Source organism: Pseudomonas moorei (assembly GCF_042846945.1).
In the GTDB taxonomy this organism is placed as follows: domain Bacteria; phylum Pseudomonadota; class Gammaproteobacteria; order Pseudomonadales; family Pseudomonadaceae; genus Aquipseudomonas; species Aquipseudomonas moorei.
Map to the genome: position 1 here is coordinate 1,736,366 of NZ_AP035776.1, position 22,090 is coordinate 1,758,455.

The 22,090-nt window shown below is 61.3% G+C and carries 15 protein-coding genes and 2 pseudogenes; 12 read left to right on the plus strand and 5 right to left on the minus strand.

Translation table 11 applies throughout. The features are described from left to right. Window positions 1-5: 5 nt before the first annotated feature. The 3 genes and pseudogenes from ACGJAX_RS08190 to ACGJAX_RS08200 all read right to left on the minus strand — a co-directional run. Complete coding sequence (locus ACGJAX_RS08190) at window positions 6-1,748, minus strand: potassium/proton antiporter (protein ID WP_090328335.1); 1,743 nt, start codon at window positions 1,746-1,748, stop codon at window positions 6-8. A gap of 221 nt (window positions 1,749-1,969) precedes the next feature. Continuing rightward, window positions 1,970-2,842: a methyl-accepting chemotaxis protein gene (locus tag ACGJAX_RS08195; protein WP_390959820.1), complete on the minus strand. Its 873-nt coding sequence runs from the start codon at window positions 2,840-2,842 to the stop codon at window positions 1,970-1,972. Window positions 2,843-2,872: 30 nt separating this feature from the next. Continuing rightward, window positions 2,873-3,793 (minus strand): annotated as a pseudogene (locus ACGJAX_RS08200) (MCP four helix bundle domain-containing protein); the annotation flags it as partial. Between ACGJAX_RS08200 and ACGJAX_RS08205 the strand changes: the two are divergent. The 5 genes and pseudogenes from ACGJAX_RS08205 to ACGJAX_RS08225 all read left to right on the plus strand — a co-directional run bounded on the left by ACGJAX_RS08205 (window position 3,674) and on the right by ACGJAX_RS08225 (window position 6,566). Next, window positions 3,674-3,919: a hypothetical protein gene (locus tag ACGJAX_RS08205; protein WP_390960048.1), complete on the plus strand. Its 246-nt coding sequence runs from the start codon at window positions 3,674-3,676 to the stop codon at window positions 3,917-3,919. The pseudogene ACGJAX_RS08200 and the gene ACGJAX_RS08205 overlap by 120 nt on opposite strands. Before the next feature lie 64 nt (window positions 3,920-3,983). Next, a complete protein-coding gene (locus tag ACGJAX_RS08210) occupies window positions 3,984-4,214 on the plus strand; it encodes a hypothetical protein (RefSeq protein WP_090328338.1) in 231 nt (76 codons plus the stop codon). Further along, window positions 4,211-4,513: a cell division protein ZapA gene (locus ACGJAX_RS08215; protein ID WP_090328340.1), complete on the plus strand. Its 303-nt coding sequence runs from the start codon at window positions 4,211-4,213 to the stop codon at window positions 4,511-4,513. Before ACGJAX_RS08210 ends, ACGJAX_RS08215 begins: the two co-directional genes overlap by 4 nt. Window positions 4,514-4,775: 262 nt before the next feature. Continuing rightward, a pseudogene (locus ACGJAX_RS08220) lies at window positions 4,776-5,654 on the plus strand (cache domain-containing protein); the annotation flags it as partial. A 204-nt stretch (window positions 5,655-5,858) separates the two neighbouring features. After that, window positions 5,859-6,566, plus strand: a complete 708-nt coding sequence (locus ACGJAX_RS08225; RefSeq protein ID WP_390959822.1) for a methyl-accepting chemotaxis protein — start codon at window positions 5,859-5,861, stop codon at window positions 6,564-6,566. 124 nt (window positions 6,567-6,690) lie between these two features. On the opposite strand, the gene ACGJAX_RS08230 is transcribed toward ACGJAX_RS08225, so the two are convergent. Beyond that, complete coding sequence (locus ACGJAX_RS08230; RefSeq protein WP_390958319.1) at window positions 6,691-8,493, minus strand: acyl-CoA dehydrogenase C-terminal domain-containing protein; 1,803 nt, start codon at window positions 8,491-8,493, stop codon at window positions 6,691-6,693. Window positions 8,494-8,750: 257 nt separating this feature from the next. Continuing rightward, window positions 8,751-12,704: a trifunctional transcriptional regulator/proline dehydrogenase/L-glutamate gamma-semialdehyde dehydrogenase gene (gene putA, locus ACGJAX_RS08235; RefSeq protein ID WP_247257873.1), complete on the minus strand. Its 3,954-nt coding sequence runs from the start codon at window positions 12,702-12,704 to the stop codon at window positions 8,751-8,753. 462 nt (window positions 12,705-13,166) lie between these two features. Here putA and putP point away from each other — a divergent pair, with 462 nt between their 5' ends. From putP to ACGJAX_RS08270, 7 genes are all read left to right on the plus strand, one after another. Next, window positions 13,167-14,651 carry a sodium/proline symporter PutP gene (gene putP, locus ACGJAX_RS08240; protein ID WP_090328352.1) on the plus strand — a complete coding sequence of 495 codons (1,485 nt, stop codon included), beginning with the start codon at window positions 13,167-13,169 and terminating at the stop codon, window positions 14,649-14,651. Window positions 14,652-14,930: 279 nt separating this feature from the next. Then, on the plus strand, window positions 14,931-18,248 hold the full coding sequence (locus ACGJAX_RS08245; RefSeq protein ID WP_390958322.1) for a toxin VasX: 3,318 nt from the start codon (window positions 14,931-14,933) through the stop codon (window positions 18,246-18,248). After that, entirely contained in the window at window positions 18,245-19,186 is a 942-nt protein-coding gene (locus ACGJAX_RS08250; protein ID WP_390958324.1) for a hypothetical protein, read from the plus strand. The genes ACGJAX_RS08245 and ACGJAX_RS08250 overlap by 4 nt, the downstream gene beginning before the upstream one ends. Beyond that, on the plus strand, window positions 19,186-19,482 hold the full coding sequence (locus ACGJAX_RS08255; RefSeq protein WP_390958326.1) for a hypothetical protein: 297 nt from the start codon (window positions 19,186-19,188) through the stop codon (window positions 19,480-19,482). Before ACGJAX_RS08250 ends, ACGJAX_RS08255 begins: the two co-directional genes overlap by 1 nt. Beyond that, the gene (locus ACGJAX_RS08260) at window positions 19,479-20,408 is read left to right on the plus strand and encodes a hypothetical protein (RefSeq protein ID WP_390958328.1); all 930 of its coding nucleotides are present in this window, start codon (window positions 19,479-19,481) and stop codon (window positions 20,406-20,408) included. Before ACGJAX_RS08255 ends, ACGJAX_RS08260 begins: the two co-directional genes overlap by 4 nt. Next, the gene (locus tag ACGJAX_RS08265; protein ID WP_247258036.1) at window positions 20,405-20,704 is read left to right on the plus strand and encodes a hypothetical protein; all 300 of its coding nucleotides are present in this window, start codon (window positions 20,405-20,407) and stop codon (window positions 20,702-20,704) included. Before ACGJAX_RS08260 ends, ACGJAX_RS08265 begins: the two co-directional genes overlap by 4 nt. After that, window positions 20,701-21,630 (plus strand): hypothetical protein, encoded by a 930-nt coding sequence (locus tag ACGJAX_RS08270; protein WP_390958330.1) that lies wholly within the window; start codon window positions 20,701-20,703, stop codon window positions 21,628-21,630. Before ACGJAX_RS08265 ends, ACGJAX_RS08270 begins: the two co-directional genes overlap by 4 nt. Window positions 21,631-22,090 lie beyond the last annotated feature (460 nt).

Genomic DNA, 22,090 nt, shown 5'->3' on the forward strand with positions numbered 1-22,090 from the left:
GGAGTTTAGAGGAAGAGGCCCGGACCCGGGCGACTTCCTTCGGGGAATCTGACGCCCACTTTGGCGATCTTGTTCCCGTCCATGACGGCGACGGTCCAAATGGTGTTGTTCCATTCCACCTGGTCACCGACGATGGGGGCGCCCCCGACTTTCTGGGCGATGAAGTGCCCCAGGGACATGTCCGGATCGATGCCGTCGACTTTCAACCCGTACAGGGCGGCAACCGCGGCCAACTGGGCATCTCCTTCGAGTACGAAGTCGCCGAAGAAGCGCAAATCGAGACCGCGTTGCGGTGCCTGGCTGAACAGTTTTCCGAGGGCCGGAAGGTTGTGTTCATGGCCGATGACACAGAGCAAATCATCGACTTCGAGCACCGTACTACCCGACGGATGGAGCAGTTGCTGGCCACGAAACAGGGCCGCGATACGGGTGCCCTCGGGCATTTTCAGTTCGCGAAGGGGCGAGCCGATGCACCATTTCTCGGCACCGAGGCGATAAATGAACAGCTCCCACTCGCTGGTGACGTGCACTTCCAGGGCAGAGCGGGAGATCGGCGCGGGCTCCGGCGGTACGGTCACTTTCAACAGCTTCGCCACCCACGGCAGGCTGGTGCCCTGTACCAGCAGCGAAACGAGCACGATGAAGAACGCCAGATTGAAGTAGAGTTGGGCGTTGGGCAGACCGGCCATCAGCGGGAACACTGCCAGAATGATCGGCACCGCGCCGCGCAAGCCGACCCAGGAAATGAACGCCTTTTCGCGGCCGTGGAACGCCTTGAACGGCAGCAGGCCGACCACCACCGACAGCGGCCGGGCAAACAGAATCATCCACAGCGCCAGGCCCAGTGCCGGCAGTGCAATCGGCAGCAGGTCATGGGGCGTGACCAGCAGTCCCAGTACCAGGAACATGCCGATCTGTGCCAGCCAGGCCATGCCGTCGAGCATGTGCAGGATGCCGTGGCGACTGCGCACCGGACGGTTGCCGATCACCAGGCCGCACAGGTACACCGCCAGGAACCCGCTGCCATGCAGGGCGTTGGTCAGGGCAAACACCACCAGACCGCCGGCGATGACCAGGATCGGATACAGACCGGTGGCCAGATTGATGCGGTTGACCAATTGCAGCATGAGCCAGCCGCCCGCCAGGCCAATGAAGCCGCCGATGCCGAACTCGCGCACCAGGTGGGTCAACAGGCTCCAGTGCAGGCCGGTCTGGCCGCTGGCGAGCATGTCGATCAGGGTCACGGTGAGGAACACCGCCATCGGGTCGTTGCTGCCGGATTCGATTTCCAGGCTCGCCGTCACCCGTTCGTTCAGACCTTTGCCGCCCAACAGCGAAAACACCGCCGCGGCGTCGGTAGAGCCGACGATGGCGCCGATCAACAGGCCTTGAATCAGGTTCAGGTTGAACAACCAGGCGGCGGCCATCCCGGTCAGCCCGGTGGTGATCAACACGCCGATGGTCGCCAGTGACAACGCGGGCCACAACGCCACACGGAAACTCGAGACTCGGGTGCGTAACCCGCCGTCGAGCAGGATTACCGCCAACGCGAGGTTGCCGACGAGATAGGCCGTCGGGTAATTGTCGAAAATAATGCCGCCGCCATCGACGCCGGCGGTCATGCCGACGGCCAGGATGATCACCAGAATCGGGATGCCGAGGCGCGACGAAAGTGAGCTCACCAGAATGCTCGCACCTACCAGCAACGCGCCGATCAAGAACAGGCTGTTGATGGTCGTCGCATTCAAAGGCAGTACTCCGGAAAGCTGAGAGGCGGGCACAAACTGACCATGCAGTCTGCGTGCCAGCGATTCTAACCTGTTGAAATGTGATGCTGTCAAAAAGCTTTTTAAACGCAGAACCCTGCAGGAGCGAGCCTGCTCGCGATGGACGTCAACGATTACGCGGGCTGTCTGGAAGTACGCGTAATCGTTGACCAGCATCGCGAGCTCGCTCCTACAGGGAGCGGTTACAGGCTAAAGCGTCCGACCATGGTATTCAGATCCACCGCCAGCCGCGACAGCTCGCTGCTCGCCGCGCTGGTCTGGTTGGCGCCCGTGGCCGATTGCACCGGCAGGTCTCGGATGTTCACCAGGTTGCGGTCCACTTCACGGGCCACCTGCGCCTGTTCTTCTGCGGCGCTGGCGATCACCAGGTTGCGCTGGTTGATTTCGACGATGGCGCTGTTGATGGTGTCCAGCGACATTCCGGCACCACGGGCGATGTTCAGGGTCGACTCGGCGCGCTCGGTGCTGTTGCGCATCGAATCCACCGCGTGCTCGGTGCCGCTCTGGATGCTGCCGATCATGCGTTCGATTTCGCTGGTCGACTGTTGGGTGCGATGGGCCAGGGCCCGCACTTCGTCCGCCACCACGGCAAACCCGCGACCGGCTTCACCCGCACGGGCTGCTTCGATCGCGGCGTTCAACGCCAGCAGGTTGGTCTGATCGGCCAGCCCGCGAATCACATCCAGCACCTTGCCGATGTCGCGGGACTCATTGGCCAGGTCGCCGATCAGGGTCGCGGTGCTTTGCACGTCGGCGCTCATGCGTTCGATGGCGCTGACGGTTTCCTGCACCAGGTCGCGGCCATCCCCGGCAGAAGCGGTGGCACTCTGCGAGGCTTCGGAGGTGCTGACGGCGTTGCGCGCGACTTCTTCCACGGCACTGGTCATCTCGTTGACCGCGGTGGCGGCCTGCTCGATCTCGTTATTCTGCCGGGTCAGGCCGCGAGCGCTTTCGTCGGTGACGCTGTTGAGTTCTTCAGCGGCCGAGGCCAGTTGCGTGGCCGAGCCGGAAATCCGCTGCAGGGTGTCGCGCAGTTTGTCCTGCATCTTTGCCATCGCCGCCAGCAAGCGACCAGCCTCGTCCTCGCCGTCGACCGTGATCGGGCGAGTCAGGTCGCCTTCGGCGATGCTTTCGGCGGCACCCAGGGCATTGGCGATGGGTTTGGTGATGCTGTTGGTCAGCGACCAGGCGAGGGCCAGGGTCAGTGCGGTGGCGGCCACCAGCAAGGCGATGACCAGATCGAACGCCGAATCATATTGATCGGCGGCCTGCTGGTTGGTGTCGTGGGTCTGCTGGGTATTGATCTCCAGCAGTCGGTTCAACACAGCGTTCACGGCCTCGGCGTTGTTGAGCAAATCGGTGTTGAGCAGTGTGCGCAGCTCATCGACCTGATTGTTGCGTGACAGGGTCTTCATCCGGTCTTCGATCTGGCGGTATTGCCCCAGCAACTGCACGTATTGGTCGTAGGCTGCGCGTTCCTGCGGGCTGGCGATCAGTTTTTCATAGGTCGCTTGTGCGGCGCGGATCTGCTGGTTGCGCGTCTCCAGCAATTCCATGGTTTTCTGCTGGACGTCCGGTTCGCGATTGACCAGCAAGCGATACGACAGCACGCGCAGGCGCAAGGTGAGTTGGGTGAACTCATCGAGGCTCTGGATGCTCGGCACGCTGTTCAAGGTGATTTCTTCGGCGGCGCCACGGATCTTGCTCATCTGATTCAAGGCAAACACCCCCAGAATCATCATCAAGCCGCCGATCAGGGCGAAGCTGAGGAACGCCCGTGGAGCAATATTCATATTTCGAAGGGACATGGCGGGTACCAAAATGAGCGCGTCCGTGCGGGGCTGAGGCTGCTGTATGGATGACATATCGGTCATGCGCCTCAAGTCTTGAGCCGCTACGCGGTTTTTGCCGCTAACCGGTCGTTCTCTGTAGGAGCGAGCCTGCTCGCGATGGACGGCAACGATTACGCGGGCTGTCTGGAAGAACGCGTAATCGTTGACCAGCATCGCGAGCGAACTCGCTCCTGCATAAAGGCGGGCGACGAAGTGCAGGAACCAGATGAGCCAATCACAGTCTTTAAAACTCGCGAGGACAGTCGCCGTCAGGAAAATCAAGGCTTTGCGCCCGTATAACCCTGGCATCCACCGTGACTTTTCTTTATCGTACGCGCCCTTTGAAAAACCCCGGAAAATCAAAATGTTGGAAGCATCCCTAAGCCAATTGGAACAACTGGTCAGCGACCTGGTGCAACAGAACCAGAGCTTGCTCAGCACCAACCAGGCCCTGAGCGCAGAACTGGCCCAGGCCAAAGATGAAAACGAAAGCCTGCAACTGAGCCTGATGGAGCAGGAAGAGAAGCAGGGCGCCACCGCGGCACGCATCCAGGCCCTGGTTGAGCGCGTCAGCGCAGGCCCAGTCAGCGCATGAGTTACAACGCCGCAGGGGTAAGAGTCATCTCGATTCTGGGGGAGGACTATTCGATCAAGGCGCCAGCCGGGGAGGAGCAAACCCTGCTGGACGCTGCAATGATGCTGAAGGCTGCCCTGGCCGACACCAAAAGAAAGTACCCGACGCTGATCGGTGACCGCCTGCTGGTGCTGGCCGCGATGAATCTGTGTTCGCAGCAGATCGAAATGCAGAAGCAACACAAGCTCGAACTCGACCGTTACCAAGAGCAAGTCAGCGCCACGGTTGAAGTGATCTCCAAGACGATCAATCAGGCCTGATCGGCTTTGCGCACAACCAAAGAATAGATTGTCGATTTGTTTGTATACAATCGGCACGGCTGTTGCAGTGTTTCAGCCTCTTATTCTTTGGGGGTGCACCATGCAGTTCTGGCGACGCAGTATTCAATGGCAGTTGATCCTGAGCATGGGCACCGCCCTGCTGGTCAGCATTCTGATTGTGGTTGGCATTTATACCCTGGTGGTCAACCGCCTCGCCGAGCGCTATCTGGTCGAGCAGGCGCTGCCGTCGAGCATCGAGGCGATGCGCAACGACATCGAGCGGATCCTCGTTCAACCCCTCACCGCCGCCAAGGACATCGCCAGCAACAGCATGGTGCGCGAATGGCTGGCCGGGGGTGAAAACAGTGCCCAGACCCCAGCATTCGTGAACTATCTGGAAGGCATTCGCGCCGAGCACAAAGCCTTTACCGCGCTGATTGTCGGGGGCGCTTCCAGCCACTACTACACCGAAAAAGGCCTGGATCGCACCCTCAGCCGTTCCAACCCCAAGGACGCCTGGTTCTATTCGTTTCTCGACAGCAACCAGCCGCGCACCCTCAATATCGACAACGACACGGCCACCGGAGAGTTGGCGCTTTTCATTGATCTCAAGGTCGAGCAGGCCGGCAAGGTCGTGGGCGTTGCCGGGCTTGGCCTGAGCATGAAAGAGCTGTCGGAGCTGATCCACAATTTCAGCTTCGGTGAGCGCGGCAAGGTCTATCTCGTGCGTTCCGACGGTTTGATCCAGGTCCATCCCGAGGCGCAGTTCAGCGGCAAACGCACCCTGGTCGAGCAGATTGGCGCGTCAGCCGCCCAAGCAGTGATGGGTCAACTCTCTACCTCCAAAGCTGGTGCCACCCACAGCCGTTTCCAGCGTGACGGCGAAGACTTCCTCGCGTTGAGCCTGCCGCTGCGGGATCTGGGCTGGACCCTGGTGGCCGAAGTGCCACAGTCGCAGATCTATGCTGAAGCCCGTCGCGCCCTGTGGATGAGCAGCGGCATCGGCCTGGCGGTGGCGCTGGTGTGCCTGTTGCTGGTGGTGCTGCTGGCCCGTGGGCTGGTCAGACCGATTCGTCAGGTAACAGCGGCATTGGTGGCCATTGGTAGCGGCGGTGGAGATTTGACCCATCGGCTGGATGCCAGTCGCGCTGATGAGCTGGGTGATCTGGCTCGCGGTTTCAATCGGTTTCTCGACAGTCAGCGCGACATGATTGGCGAAGTGCTGACCACCAGCGACCAATTGCGCACAGCGGTCGGTCAGGTGGCACGGGTGGTGGATAACACGGCCGAGCGCTCCGGGCGTCAGCAGGAAATGACTGACATGGTCGCCACGGCGGTCCATGAAATGGGCCTGACTGTGCAGGAAATCGCACAGAACGCCGGTAACGCGGCGCTCGCCTCGCAAAATGCGCGGGATGAGGCGATGCAGGCGCGGGAAGTGGTGGGCGGGTCCATTCGGCACATCGAAAGCATGTCCGATGAGATCGGCGTTGCAGCCAGCGCAGTGGGCGAGCTGGCCGATCAGGTGGCGTCGATCGATCAGGTGCTGGCGGTGATTCGCGGGATTTCCGAGCAGACCAATTTGCTGGCGCTGAACGCCGCCATCGAAGCGGCGCGGGCCGGCGACATGGGGCGTGGATTCGCCGTGGTGGCCGATGAGGTACGCACCCTGGCGCGGCGTACGCAGACGTCGACCGACGAGATTCAGCAGATGATCGGCAGCCTCAAGCAAGGCGCGGAGAACGCGGTGTCGTCGATGCACTCCGGGCAGGCCGCGACCGGCACCGGGGTTGAGTCGAGCCAGCGCACCGGGGCGTCGTTGACTGCGATTACCGGGCAGGTCGAGCGCATCAGCGACATGAACCACCAGGTGGCGACGGCCACGGAAGAGCAGTCGGCGGTGACCGAAGAGATCAACCGCAACGTGCAGGGCATTTCCGATCTGGCACGGGCGACGGCGGGGGAGGTCAGGGCGTGTCGGGAGGACTGTCAGACGCTGCAGCGGTTGGCGGATGATTTGGCGCGGCAGATGGGTGGGTTTCGTCTGAGCTGAAAATCGCGTTGAACGTACCGATGCCATCGCGAGCAGGCTCGCTCCCACATGGTTCGCGCAACGCGTTCAAATGTGGGAGCGAGCCTGCTCGCGAATGAGTGTCAGCAGCACCACAAGGCTTGGATCAGAACCACTCATCCTGCATGCCCAGGCAAACATCATCCCGGGCCTCAAGAATCGCCAGTTCATGATGGCAAGCCGGCACTTCCCAGGTCAGGAAGTACCGGGCCGCTTGTAGCTTGCCTTTATAGAAGCTCACATCCGCCGCATTGCCCTTGGCCAGTCCTTCCTCGGCGCGGATCGCCTGCTCCAGCCAGCGCCAGCCAATCACCGTATGCCCGAACACTTTCAGATACAGCGCCGAGTTCGCCAGGCTGCTGTTGACCTTGCCCTGGCCCAGATCGGTCAGCAAACCGATGGTTACGGTTTGCAGGCGCGCCACCAGTTTCTCCAGCGGCTCGCGCAGTGCGGTCAGCGATTCGAACGCGTGTGCTCGCTTGCCGGTATCGGCGATCAGGCGAATCAGTTGCTTGAGCCCTGCGCCGCCGTTCTGCGCCAGTTTTCGCCCCAGCAAATCCAGCGACTGAATGCCGTGGGTGCCTTCGTGAATCGGGTTCAGGCGGTTGTCGCGGTAGTACTGCTCCACCGGGTATTCGCGGGTATAGCCGTGGCCGCCGAGGATCTGGATCGCCAGTTCGTTGGCCTTCAGGCAAAACTCCGACGGCCAGGATTTGACGATGGGCGTCAGTAAATCCAGCAGCTCATGGGCCTGCTTGCGCTCGGCTTCGGTCTCCAGGGTGGTGGTGTCGTCGAACAGTCGAGCGGCGTACAGGCCGAGGTCGAACGAGCCTTCGACGTAAGCCTTCTGGGTCAGCAGCATGCGTTTGACGTCGGCGTGCTGGATGATCGCCACCGGTGCGGTGTTCGGGTCCTTGCTGTCTGGCACGCGACCCTGCGGACGCTCGCGGGCGTACTCCAGCGAGTACAGGTAGCCGGCATAACCGAGCATCACCGCGCCCATGCCGACGCCGATCCGTGCTTCGTTCATCATCTGGAACATGTAGCTCAAGCCATGGTGCGGCTTGCCCACCAGATAGCCGACACACTCGCCGTTATCGCCGAAATTCAGCGCGGTAGAGGTCGTGCCGCGCCAGCCCATCTTGTGGAAAAGCCCGGCGAGCAATACGTCGTTACGCTGGCCGAGGCTGCCGTCATCGTTGACCAGGAATTTGGGCACGATAAACAGCGAAATGCCTTTCACCCCGGCCGGTGCGTCCGGCAGCTTGGCCAGCACCATGTGCACAATGTTTTCCGACAGCGGGTGATCGCCGCCGGAGATGAAAATCTTGTTGCCCTTGAGTCGATAAGTGCCGTCAGACGCCGGTTCGGCGCGGGTACGAATATCCGACAGCGATGAGCCGGCATGGGGTTCGGTCAGGGCCATGGTGCCGAAGAAGCGGCCGTCGATCATCGGTTGCAGGAAGCGGCGCTTCTGCTCCTCGGTACCGAAGCTTTCGATCAGGTTCGCCGCGCCCATGGTCAGGAAGGGGTACGAAGTCGACGCCGCGTTGGCCGACTGGAAATGCGCGAAGCAGGCCTGGGACAACAGTGTCGGAAGCTGCATGCCGCCCGCTTCGAAACTGCGCGCCGCATTAAGGAAGCCGGCTTCAAGAAAGGCATCCACCGCCGGTTTCACTTCCGGTATCAGAATCGCCCGACCGTCCTCGTAGCGTGGCTCGTTCTCGTCACCCTTGCGGTTATGTGGGGCGAAGAACTTCTCGGCGATGTTGCGGGCGGTGCCAAGCGCGGCATCGAAGGTTTCGCGGTTGTGCTCGGCGAAACGCTCACGCTGGGTCAGGCCCTCGGCATCGAGGACTTCATACAGCTCGAAAGCCAGATTGCGGGAACTGAGCAACGTCTCGGACATGGCGACCTACCTTTTATTGGGATGGGCCGAGTCTAGGCGGGGGAATAAAGGCTGAACAGGATGATTGATGAGCGTGATGGTGGAGCCGAGCGCCGGCTTAGCAAACACCCCAAAACAACTGTGGGAGTGAGCTTGCTCGCGAAAGCGGTGGGTCAGGCAACATTGATGTCGACTGACACTCCGTCTTCGCAAGCAGGCTCGCTCCCACAGGGGTATTGCGTACCGGGTAGCCATTGCGGCTGCCCGGTTCATCGGTATTAACCGATCGTCATCAAGCTGGCGTTACCACCCGCCGCAGCGGTGTTGACGCTCAATGCGCGCTCAATCACCAGGCGCTCCAGCGCAATGTTGGTTTCACCTTGCGACAGACCCTGCACGCCAACGATGGCACCGGCACGCTTGGCCACTTGTTGGCAGACCGCACGCAACTGATCGGAATGGCCATGATGCAGAACCGCATCAAACACCACTTCATCCTTGTTCCAGTCGGAAACCAGCTTGATGCGCGCCTGAATCTCCTTCGGCAAGCGTGCGAACAAGGCCTTGGTCAGTTCAGCTTCCGGCCATACCGCCGAACCGCCTACCGCCAATACCGCCGCCAGTTGCGTCAGCAGATCGCCTTCGACTTCCGCCAGGCACAGCACGTGCTCGCGCGGCAGGATCGCATAGCTGTTGCGCTCGCCGGTCGGGCCAGCCAATAGGCGGGTGATGCCGCTTTGCGATTGGGCGGCGAACTGCGTGCACAGGGCGCTCAGGTCGGCGAACTTGTTGCTGTCGGCCCAGGCTTTGAGGGCGGTCAGCGGCTTGCTCATGGCTTCACGCAGGCGAGCATCCGGTGCTGCGATGGCGTCGCCGCGTGCGAAGGATTGTTCGATTGCATCCGTAGGACGCGTCGACAACAAGCGGTACAGGTACAGCGGGCCACCAGCCTTCGGACCGGTACCCGACAAGCCTTCGCCGCCGAACGGCTGGACGCCGACCACGGCACCGACGATGTTGCGGTTGACGTAGACGTTACCGGCGTTGACGTTGTCGATCACCTTGGCGATGGTCTCGTCGATGCGGGTATGCACGCCCAGCGTCAGGCCGTAGCCGGAAGCGTTGATCTGAGCGATCAGTTGATCGATGTCTTTGCGCTTGTAGCGAACCACGTGCAGCACCGGGCCGAAGATCTCCCGTTGCAGTTCGTCGAAGCTTTCCAGTTCGATCAGCGTTGGCATCACGAAGGTGCCGCGTTTGATTTCTTCGGCGTCGGCGATGGCCACCTGGTACACGCTGCGACCTTTGTCGCGCATGGCCTGGATGTGCTTCTCGATGCCGGCCTTGGCTTCGGCGTCGATCACCGGGCCGATGTCCACGGACAGGCGCTCGGGGTTGCCGAGGCGGCTTTCAGCCATGGCGCCCTTGAGCATTTCGATGACGCGGTCGGCGGAATCTTCCTGCAGGCACAGCACCCGCAGGGCCGAGCAACGCTGGCCGGCGCTGTCGAAGGCCGACGATACGACGTCGATCACCACTTGTTCGGTCAGTGCCGAAGAGTCGACGATCATCGCGTTCTGGCCACCGGTTTCGGCGATCAGCGGAATCGGACGGCCCTGGTTGTCGAGGCGGCCGGCGATGTTGCGTTGCAGCAAACGAGCGACTTCGGTGGAGCCGGTGAACATCACGCCCTTGACCCGATCATCGCCCACCAGGCCGGCACCGACGGTCTCGCCGCGGCCCGGCAGCAGTTGCAGCACGCCTTCCGGAATCCCGGCTTCGAGCAGCAAACGCACGGCTTGAGCGGCGACCAGCGGGGTTTGTTCCGCAGGCTTGGCCAATACCGGGTTGCCGGCTGCCAGCGCAGCGGCGACCTGGCCGCTGAAGATCGCCAGCGGGAAGTTCCACGGGCTGATGCACACAACCGGGCCCAGAGGACGGTGCGCGTCGTTGGTGAAATCGTTGCGCGCCTGCACTGCGTAGTAACGCAGGAAGTCCACGGCTTCACGCACTTCGGCGATTGCGTTGGCGAAGGTCTTGCCGGCTTCGCGAGCCAGCAGGCCCATCAGCGGCTGAATCTCGCCTTCCATCAAATCGGCGGCACGCTCCAGGATCGCGGCGCGCTCGGCGGGCGGGGTGGCCTGCCAGATCGGTGCGGCGTTCAGCGCGCACTGGATGGCGTTGTCGACGTCTTCGACGGTGGCTTCCTGCACGTGGCCGACCACGTCACGCAGATCGGACGGGTTCAGGACCGGCGCAGGTGTTTCAGTGCTGGAGGCACAACCGAGCATCGGCGCGGCTTTCCAGTTGTTATGCGCGGTCGCCAGCAGGGCGCAGGACAGGGAGGCCAGGCGATGTTCGTTGGCCATGTCGATGCCGCTGGAGTTGGCGCGCTCGGCGCCGTACAGGTCACGCGGCAGCGGAATGCGCGGGTGCGGCAGGCCGAAGCCGCCTTCCAGCGTCGCCATTTGCTCAATGCTGGCCACTGGATCGGCCACCAGTTCCTGAATCGAAATCGACTGGTCGGCAATGCGGTTGACGAACGAAGTGTTCGCACCGTTTTCCAGCAGGCGACGTACCAGGTACGCCAGCAGGGTTTCGTGCGTACCGACCGGAGCGTACACGCGGCACGGACGGTTCAGCTTGCCTTCGGAAACCTTGCCTACGACTTGTTCGTACAGCGGTTCACCCATGCCGTGCAGGCACTGGAACTCGTACTGGCCCGGGTAATAGTTCTGACCGGCGATGTGATAAATGGCCGACAGGGTGTGGGCGTTGTGCGTGGCGAACTGCGGGTAGATGACTTCCGGCACCGACAGCAGTTTGCGTGCGCAAGCGATGTAGGACACGTCGGTGTACACCTTGCGGGTGTAGACCGGATAGCCTTCCAGGCCTTCGACCTGGGCGCGCTTGATTTCGCTGTCCCAGTACGCGCCTTTTACCAGGCGGATCATCAGGCGATGACGGCTGCGGCGAGCCAGGTCGATCACATAGTCGATCACATACGGGCAGCGCTTCTGATAAGCCTGGATCACGAAGCCGATGCCGTTCCAGCCGGTCAGTTGCGGCTCGAAGCACAGGCGCTCGAGCAGATCCAGCGACAGCTCGAGGCGGTCGGCTTCTTCGGCGTCGATGTTCAGGCCGATGTCGTATTGCTTGGCCAGCAGGGTCAGCGAGAGCAGGCGCGGGTACAGCTCGTCCATCACGCGCTCGTATTGCGCGCGGCTGTAGCGCGGGTGCAAGGCCGACAGCTTGATCGAGATGCCCGGGCCTTCATAAATCCCGCGACCGTGGGACGCTTTGCCGATCGAGTGGATGGCTTGTTCGTACGAGGCCAGGTACTTCTGGGCGTCGTGTTCGGTCAGCGCGGCTTCGCCGAGCATGTCGTAGGAGTAACGGAAACCCTTGGCTTCGAACTTGCTGGCGTTGGCCAGGGCTTCGGCGATGGTTTCACCGGTGACGAACTGCTCGCCCATCAGGCGCATCGCCATGTCGACGCCCTTGCGGATCATCGGCTCGCCGCTCTTGCCGATGATGCGGCTCAGGGACGAGGTCAGGCCTGTTTCGTTATGGGTAGAGACCAGTTTGCCGGTCAGCAACAGGCCCCAGGTCGCGGCGTTGACGAACAGCGAAGGGCTGTTGCCCAAGTGTGGCTGCCAGTTGCCGGTGCTGATCTTGTCGCGGATCAGCGCGTCACGAGTGCCTTTGTCCGGGATACGCAGCAGCGCTTCGGCCAGGCACATCAGCGCCACGCCTTCCTGGGACGACAGGGAAAATTCCTGCAGCAGGCCTTGAACAATGCCGGCACGACCGCCAGCGCTCTTCTGATTGCGCAGTTTTTCGGCAATCGAGGCGGCGAGTTTGTTGGTGGCTTCGGCCATCGGTGCCGGCAGGCGAGCCTGCTCGATCAGCATTGGCACCACTTCCGGTTCCGGGCGACGGTACGCAGCGGTGATCGAGGCGCGCAGCACCGATTGCGGCAAGATGCTTTCGGCGAATTCGAGGAAGCACTGGTGCGCGTGGTCGACATGGACTTCGCCCGTGTCGTCAGCGTCCTTGCTGGTCAAACCGTTCAGCTCGGTCAGGGTTGCACCACCCTCGAGTTTCTCCAGGTAATTGAAAATTGCCTGCTTGATCAGCCAGTGCGGCGTGCGATCAATCGAAGTCGCGGCAGCCTTGAGGCGTTCGCGGGTCGGGTCATCGAGTTTGACCCCAAGGGTGGTGGTAGCCATGTTTTTATCCTCATGTTTGCCACGACTGCGTGGCATCAGCTGGCGGCAAGATTAGCCGTGCGCCGAAAGAGGTGCAACCGGGTGCAACCCTTTTTTGTCGGAATATTAAGCAGCTCGTCAGGAAATAAATTCTGGTACGAACGTGCTGCGCCTGCTTGGTGCTTTTGCTTCTATCGCGTCGTATCTACTGCGCTAAAAGGGAGCAAAAAAGCCGGCTTTTCCTGAAAACCCGATTAGGTGCAACTAATTCTCGAGAAATGGGTTGCACCTTATTTGCTTTGTTGAATAGCATTCGCGCCCCAAGGTGCAACCCGTTATAAAAGACAGGTGCACCGGCTGATGGCTTTCCTGGGGAAACATCAGTCATAAATGCGCGGGATCCCGGATCGTCTGTCAAACGTCGTCGTTTGCGAACGGTTCACCAGCCGCCGCTACATAAAAACAAAGCCAGGGCGTCACTTAATGAGCGTAAGCAATCCAACCCTGATCACGTTCGTGATCTACATCGCAGCCATGGTGCTGATCGGCTTCATGGCCTATCGCTCCACCAACAACCTTTCTGATTACATCCTCGGCGGTCGCAGCCTGGGCAGCGTCGTTACCGCGCTGTCTGCCGGCGCCTCCGACATGAGCGGCTGGTTGCTGATGGGCCTGCCGGGCGCCATCTACATGTCCGGCCTGTCCGAAAGCTGGATCGCCGTCGGCCTGATCATCGGTGCCTACCTGAACTGGCTGTTCGTCGCCGGCCGTCTGCGCGTGCAGACCGAGCACAACGGCGATGCCCTGACCCTGCCGGACTACTTCGCCAGCCGTTTCGAAGATAAAAGCGGGCTGCTGCGGATCATCTCTGCGGTCGTGATCCTGGTGTTCTTCACCATCTACTGCGCCTCCGGCATCGTGGCCGGTGCCCGTCTGTTCGAAAGCACCTTCGGCATGTCCTACGAGACCGCGCTGTGGGCCGGTGCTGCGGCGACGATTGCCTACACCTTCGTGGGCGGTTTCCTGGCGGTGAGCTGGACGGACACCGTACAAGCCACCCTGATGATTTTTGCCCTGTTGCTGACGCCGATCATCGTGCTGCTGGCCACCGGTGGCGTCGATACCACGTTCCTGGCCATCGAAGCGCAAGATCCAAGCAACTTCGACATGCTCAAGGGCACGACCTTCATCGGCATCATCTCGCTGATGGGCTGGGGCCTGGGCTACTTCGGTCAGCCGCACATCCTGGCGCGTTTCATGGCGGCGGATTCGGTCAAATCGATTGCCAACGCCCGTCGCATCTCCATGACCTGGATGATCCTGTGCCTGGGCGGCACCGTCGCCGTAGGCTTCTTCGGTATCGCCTACTTCTCGGCTCACCCTGACGTGGCCGGTGCCGTGACCGAAAACCATGAGCGCGTGTTCATCGAACTGGCGAAAATCCTGTTCAACCCATGGGTGGCCGGTGTCCTGCTGTCGGCGATTCTGGCCGCGGTGATGAGCACCCTGAGCTGCCAATTGCTGGTGTGCTCCAGCGCCCTGACCGAAGACTTCTACAAGACCTTCCTGCGTAAAAGCGCTTCCCAGGTTGAGCTGGTCTGGGTCGGCCGTGCCATGGTGCTGCTGGTTGCCCTGATCGCGATCGGTCTGGCGGCCAACCCGAGCAACCGCGTACTGGGCCTGGTGAGCTATGCCTGGGCCGGTTTCGGTGCTGCGTTCGGTCCGGTCGTGCTGATCTCGGTGATCTGGAAAGACATGACCCGCAACGGCGCACTGGCCGGTATCCTGGTCGGCGCGATCACCGTGATCGTGTGGAAACACTTCGAACTGCTGGGCCTGTACGAAATCATCCCTGGTTTCATCTTCGCCAGCCTGGCGATCTACATTGTCAGCAAGCTGGGTAATCCGACCAGCGGCATGCTTTCGCGCTTCGCTGCTGCCGAGGCCGATTTCCGTTTGAACAAGTGATAAGCGATGGGGAGCGCGCTTCCCATCTCTGATAAAAGAACGGCTCGCAACCTAAAGGTGCGAGCCGTTTTTTTTGTTCGGGCATTGTCTCGCACTTCTTTTTTGTCGCCTTTTTCTTTACCTCTCGTGGGATATTTCCGGTTTTGCTTGGTCGTCTTGAATTCTCTCTGTGTGCACGTACTTTGCGTTAGCCCGCCTCATGCCCGAGTCGGGGTAACTCATCCTTGACAGTGGCGGGCTTCCCACGGCTGGGAGGTGATCAGAGAGGGATATCAAGACATGGCTATCGGTCCAGGCGACAAAACCAGTGCACCCGAGAAGAAGTCCATCGCAGAGAAACTGGCCCGCCTTGATCGAGCCGCCCAGGCCGAGCGCGCCGCCAAGGCGCAGCCTCACATCGATATCAACTGTACGCTGATGCCGTGCCCCGCCAGCCAGGCGGAGCTTTTCGTCGTGCCCGTGCGTTATGCCCTGGCCGAGGAAAAGGCCACTGACCCCTGCTGCGTCCCCGGCGTGTCCACCCAGGGCCGGCCCATGGCGGTGCGACGCCTGCGTGCCGGGTTTGTTTATCTGTGGCAGGACCAGGGGCCGCTCAAGCGTTATGGCGTCTCGCGCTCCGGCCAGTTCGTGGAGCAGGCACTGGACGAGGATGAAACCCTGCTGCTCAACGCTCCCCTGTCGGGGTTGGCGTTGGAAAAAATCCACGATGCCTGGATGCTCTACAGCGAATTCCCGTTGAACGCCGAGCGCTGCAAGGCGCTGAGTGACAGCAGCGCCAAGCGCCGTGAACACATGCGCCACATCGCCTTGCGCACCGTGGCCAACGAACTGCAAGCCGAACACTGCCCGCCGCTGGAGCAAGCCGCCGAGGTGATGGCTGAACTGCTCCCCGAGACCTTCGCCCGCGCCCTGAAGGCTGACCTGAAACGGGGTGCCGAGGACACCGACGCGCTGGGCGAGGCCGTGATGAAGGACCCGACGCGAGGCAACATCAAGGCCTACACCGACGCCATGCACCGTGCTCGCGAGCGCGAGCGCGTCCTGGCCCTGCACCCCGACGTCAGCGACCAGCCGCCGGGCCAGTGGAGCGCCGAACCGTGGGAAGGGCAGGGCACTCAGGACTGGCTGGACAGCGCGATGGCACAAACCGAGGGACTGTTCGCCGTCTTCGCCTGCCTCGACGACGACCTTGGTGTGCTGCGTGACATCAATCACGAACAGGAATGGCTGGAGGCGAATCACGAAAAATGGCTGGGCGAGAATAATCTGCGCCTAAGCATCGGCGGGTTCGTGCGCAGCCTGATCAACGAAGACGGCGCCGAACTGGCCGGGTCCATCAGCTACCGCTACAAGGAGCATGAGATCAACCTCACGCCCGCCCAGGGCCAGGTCATGCTCGACACCCAGCATCGGCTGGATGAAGAGCTCCAGGCGGAAACCCGGGCCCGTCGATACGGCGGGCAGCCCACCCAGGCCCAGGCCGCCGAGCGCGACGCCCGGATTGCCGCCATTGTCGCGCCGGTGCGGGCCTTTATTCCGCCCGACCTGTACAACGAAGCGGAATTTCTCGTGCGCGAGTACCGCGCCGAAAAGCACGCCAACCTCAATAACCATCACCTCAGTGCCAAGGTCGGCGAGTACATCGATCTCGAGGCGATGAACACCTGGTTCACCCAGACCGCCGCGGGGCATTACCAGCAACTGGAACAGCGTCACACCGCGCTGTTCGCCGACCGGGGCCTGTACCTCAAGCGCTCACACAGCGGCACCTGGTTTGTCGACTACGACGACTGGGAGACGCGCCGCTGGCTGACCGAACTGGCCACTGGCTGCCTGAGCGCCCAGTGCCTCCGCGCCCAGGGCGCCGAACAATACGCCGACTACATCCGCGCCCCTGACGGCGGCGCCCTGAAGCAACTGTTCAACGCCTGGACACCCTCCATCGATGCGGCCGTGAACAGCGCTTCGCGCCTGAGCGAGCTGACGGCCGCCCTGGCCTCCGACAACCTCAGCGCGACCCATCAGGCGCTGGCGCCATTGAGCGAACCGACCCTGCGCGACATCGCCAACATGGCCCGTGACGTCGGCAGCCAATGGAGCGTGCTGGTCAACCGGTTGGCGGCGGCGCTGTTGATGCTCAAGGGTGACAACGGCCTCGGCCGTTCCTGGATGGGCATCTTTGTCGCCGCGCGCCTGGGCAACGACACGCGCTTGCAGATTGTCACCGAGGCGGGCCGGTCAGTGGCGAAGCTGGTGGGCCAGCAGGCCGAAGCGCTGGGCCACTGGGCCAGGGCGACCGGCAAGGCCATTGGCGCCGGGCAGATGGGGTGGATTACCCAATCGCCGGTGGTGGTCAACAGCGGTGGGGTGGTGCCATTGGCGGCGTTGTTGTTGAACGTGGTCAATGCAAATAACTATTTGAGTCAGGCCGGGGGGCTGGAGGGGATGGACAGCCGACGGGTCAATGACACTATTTCGGCGACGTTGTATGCGGGGGCGGCGTTGGTGGCGGTGGTTGATAGTCAGGTGCGGAAGGGGTTGGGGCGGGATCGATTTCACTTCTATGGCTCAACGGCACCTGCACTTACTCTGTTTGGCGGGGTGATTGGTGGATTGTCATTTGTTGCAGCAGGAGCAGAGTTCAAGTCCTTACAAATACAAATAGAGAGCGCCCAAAACCGAGTCGATCCGTGGCTGGAGATGCGCCAAACCGTGGTCGGTGGACAAATAGCGACCTTCGGCACTCAAGCGCTGTTAGGGTTTGGCTACACCGCTCGTGTCCTGGCAGGGTCAATTACCGTCGATGTCGCCATCTTGCGTTACACGCTGTACATGGGACCGTTGAACTGGCTGATTCTCATGCTGGGCGTATTGCACCTGATCACCAGCCTCCTGCAGCAAACCCCGCTGCAAAACTTCCTGAACCGCTGCTGCTGGTCAAAGGCGCGGGCCAAGGATCTGCAGCCGATCCCGCCCAAGGCCCAGCAGGACGAACTCGACCGGCTGTACTTCATCCTCTATGCGCCGCGGGTCAGCATGCAAAGCAACTCAAAGCCCACCCGGGCTAACGGGCCTTCCGGCCTCGCCTTCGTCAGTTCCATCAATCACCTGACCCTCGACTTGCCAGGTGCCGAGCCCGACAGTGTCTACCTGGAACTGAGCATGGTCGGTGATCCGGTGGATACTCAGGACTACCGGGACCTGATCAAAAACAGCCGTACCGGCCATTTCAAACTACCGCGTCCCTGGCGCGACCTGACGCCGCACTGGCTGGCCAGCAGCGCCTGCCAGTGGATACCGTTCAAGGAAGGTCAGGGCCTGCGCCTGAGCGGCCCGTTCAACACGGTGAACAATGTCCTGAGCTCCCAACCCGCCACGGTGTCCCTGCGTGTGCGCTATCGCACGCCATTGATCGCCATGCTTGGCGCCCAACGCTTTATCGGCGGCGAGCGAGGGCTGGCCTTTACCCTCAATCACTCAACGGGCGTGATCGCACTCTGGGCGGACCCGACGCCTGAGCTGGACCGGGTTCCGAACTACCCGCTCGGCGAGGGCAACCCCGGTGCGATTTACCTGCAACCCAAGGACAAACGATGAGCACGCCGCCGGCAGGGACCACCAAAAAACGGCTGCTTTCGCGCAATGACTACCTGGCGCCGCTGCCCATCCCCACGGGTAGAAAACCCTCCGATGTGCTCAACGTCATCTGGCGCAAAAACGAGGTGTTTTTGGATGTTGGCAGCTACAGCATCGGTTCGGCGGTGATGGTGTTGTGGCCGGGGGTGATGTTGTTTTTATCTCTGGCTTATGGACTCAGAAACATTTCACCTGAACTGAGCACCTTTACTCTTATCGGGGGAGGGGTGATCACTGGTATCCCAGCCATTTTTATAATCCAAGGCCTCTTCCGCGAAGTCCCGCTCCCCGTGCGCTTCAACCGCCAACGCCGAGAGGTCTGCGTCCCGCGCGACGATGGCGAGTACTGGATCGTCCCGTGGGAAACCGTGACCGCAGCCGCCACCCAGCAGTCGTCGGTGAATCAGGCTGGTCGAGCCACGATGGGTTTGTTGATCATTGGTTTTGAAAATCCGGACCCGCAGGCCAGGGAGGACAACAAGCACTATTCATTGGGCTTTAATTGCGGCGGCGGGACTACGGCGATGGCGTTGTGGGAGTGTATGCGTAGCTACATGGAGGTTGGTCCGGAAGCCGCACCGGAGGCTGCGGCGCTTAACTCCGGCGCCAACCTGCGTTACTACATCGATTACCTGAACGATAAAGCCAAAGAACGCGGCTGGTTTTTAACAGTGCTGTGGGAAGGAATATTCGGCATATTTATCTTCAATGCTCCACTCGCCACCTACCTGCAAAGGAAAAAGCTGTACCCGCCGCCCGACCTGTCCTATCCCGACATCATCGAATGGTCTAAACCCCTGCCTCCCGAGCAGTGGGCCAAACGCTCCCCTGAACTGGAAGCCGCCATCGCCGAACGCGAGGCCGAACTGGCCGCGCAGGCGGAGCGGGAGTTGGCGTGATGGCGCATACCCAGGGCCTGCGCCTGAGCGGCCCGTTCAACACACTGAACAATGTCCTGAGCTCCCAACCCGCCACCGTTTCCCTGCGTGTGCGCTATCGCACGCCATTGACCGCCATGCTTGGCGCCCAACGTTTCATCGGCGGCGAGCGGGGGCTGGCCTTTACCCTGAATCACTCAACGGGCGTGATCGCACTCTGGGCGGACCCGACGCCTGAGCTGGATCGGGTTCCGAACTACCCGCTCGGCGAAGGCAACCCAGGTGCGATTTACCTGCAACCCAAGGGCAAACGATGAGCACGCCCCCGGCAGGCACCACGAAAAAACGGCTGCTTTCGCGCAATGACTATCTGGCGCCGTTGCCCATCCCCACGGGTAGAAAACCCTCCGATGTGCTCAACGTCATATGGCGCAAAAACGAGGTGTTTTTGGATGTTGGCAACTACAGCATCGGCTCGGCGGTGATGGTGATGTGGCCGATGGTGATGCTGTTTCTGGGGCTGGCCTATTTCTTCGAGGATCCAGATGCATTGGTGTTGGGGGCCTGCATCATGGTCATCCCGATTCTTTTGTTGATCCAAGGCCTCTTCCGCGAAGTCCCCTTGCCTGTGCGCTTCAACCGCCAACGCCGAGAGGTCTGCGTCCCGCGCGACGATGGCGAATACTGGATCGTCCCATGGGAAACCGTGACCGCCGCCGCCACCCAGCAGTCGTCGGTGAGTCAGGCTGGTCGAACCACCATGGGTCTGTTGATCATTGGTTTCGAAAATCCGGACCCGCAGGCCAAGGAAGACAACAAGCACTATTCACTGGGCTTCAACTGCGGCGGCGGGACCACAGCGATGGCGTTGTGGGAGTGCATGCGCAGTTACATGGAGATTGGGCCAGAAGCTGTCGAGGATCAGACGGCACGTTTCGACTGGTCTAAGGGAATATGGGCGACCTATCTGGACGATCTTGTAAAAGCCGCGAAATTGCGAGGCTGGCCTTTAACCCTCTTGTGGGAAGGGTTCTGCGGGATCTTCATTTTCAACACGCTGCTGATCGACGTGCTGGAACGCTGGAAACTGAATCCACCGCCCGACCTGTCCTATCCCGACATCATCGAATGGTCACAACCCCTGCCTCCCGAGCAGTGGGCCAAACGCTCCCCGGAACTGGAAGCCGCCATCGCCGAACGCGAGGCGGAACTGGCCGCGCAGACGGAGCGGGAGTTGGCGTGACGGCGCATACCCGAGGCCTGCGCCTGAGTGGCCCGTTCAACACTCTGAGTAATGTTCTGAGCTCCCAACCCGCCACCGTTTCCCTGCGTGTGCGCTATCGCACGCCATTGACCGCCATGCTCGGCGCCCAACGCTTCATCGGCGGCGAGCGAGGGCTGGCCTTTACCCTGAATCACTCAACGGGCGTGACCGCACTCTGGGCGGACCCGACGCCTGAGCTGGATCGGGTTCCGAACTACCCGCTCGGCGAGGGCAACCCCGGTGCGATTTACCTGCAACCCAAGGGCAAACGATGAGCACGCCGCCGGCAGGCAGCACGAAAAAACGGCTGCTTTCGCGCAATGACTACCTGGCGCCGTTGCCCATCCCCACGGGTAGAAAACCCTCCGATGTGCTCAACGTCATCTGGCGCAAAAACGAGGTGTTTTTGGATGTTGGCAACTACAGCATCGGCTCGGCGGTGATGGTGATGTGGCCGATGGTGATGCTGTTTCTGGGGCTGGCCTATTTCTTCGAGGATCCAGATGCATTGGTGTTGGGGGCCTGCATCATGGTCATCCCGATTCTTTTGTTGATCCAAGGCCTCTTCCGCGAAGTCCCCTTGCCTGTGCGCTTCAACCGCCAACGCCGAGAGGTCTGCGTCCCGCGCGACGATGGCGAATACTGGATCGTCCCATGGGAAACCGTGACCGCCGCCGCCACCCAGCAGTCGTCGGTGAGTCAGGCTGGTCGAACCACCATGGGTCTGTTGATCATTGGTTTCGAAAATCCGGACCCGCAGGCCAAGGAAGACAACAAGCACTATTCACTGGGCTTCAACTGCGGCGGCGGGACCACAGCGATGGCGTTGTGGGAGTGCATGCGCAGTTACATGGAGATCGGGCCAGAAGCTGTCGAGGATCAGACGGCACGTTTCGACTGGTCTAAGGGAATATGGGCGACCTATCTGGACGATCTTGTAAAAGCCGCGAAATTGCGAGGCTGGCCTTTAACCCTCTTGTGGGAAGGGTTCTGCGGGATCTTCATTTTCAACACCCTGCTGATCGACGTGCTGGAACGCTGGAAACTGAATCCACCGCCCGACCTGCCCTATCCCGACATCATCGAATGGTCAAAACCCCTGCCTCCCGAGCAATGGGCCAAACGCTCCCCGGAACTGGAAGCCGCCATCGCCGAACGTGAGGCCGAACTGGCCGCGCAGGCGGAGCGGGAGTTGGGGTGATGGCGCATGCCCATGGCTGCCGCGACCTGATCAAAAACAGCTCGCTCGGCGAGGATCGCCCCGGCGCGATTGACCTTTAACCCAAGGACAATCGATGAGCACGCCCCCGGCAGGCGTCACGAACAAACGCATGTTTTCGCGCAATGACTACCTGGCAGTCTCACATCTCTTTAGTGGATGGGGGGCGCTGCGAATTTTCCGGGCAAGGTCTTCGGACATTTCCTTCAAAACGTAACGGTTTCCGTGAACTGTTGGAGCTTCGGTTTCATGGGTAGTCTTTGGCGGTCACTGACCATTCAGTGGTGGGGTGTAGGAACCCGTCAAGACCAGTTGAAACGCTTTGGCGTCGACACCTGATTTGCGGCCACTAACGTGCGTCCGTAAGATCTGTTGCGGCGGCTGTGCGCGGGCACGCTTCGGCGTGGTCGAGTTCCCTGGTCTCGATATTCCTACCCCGCGT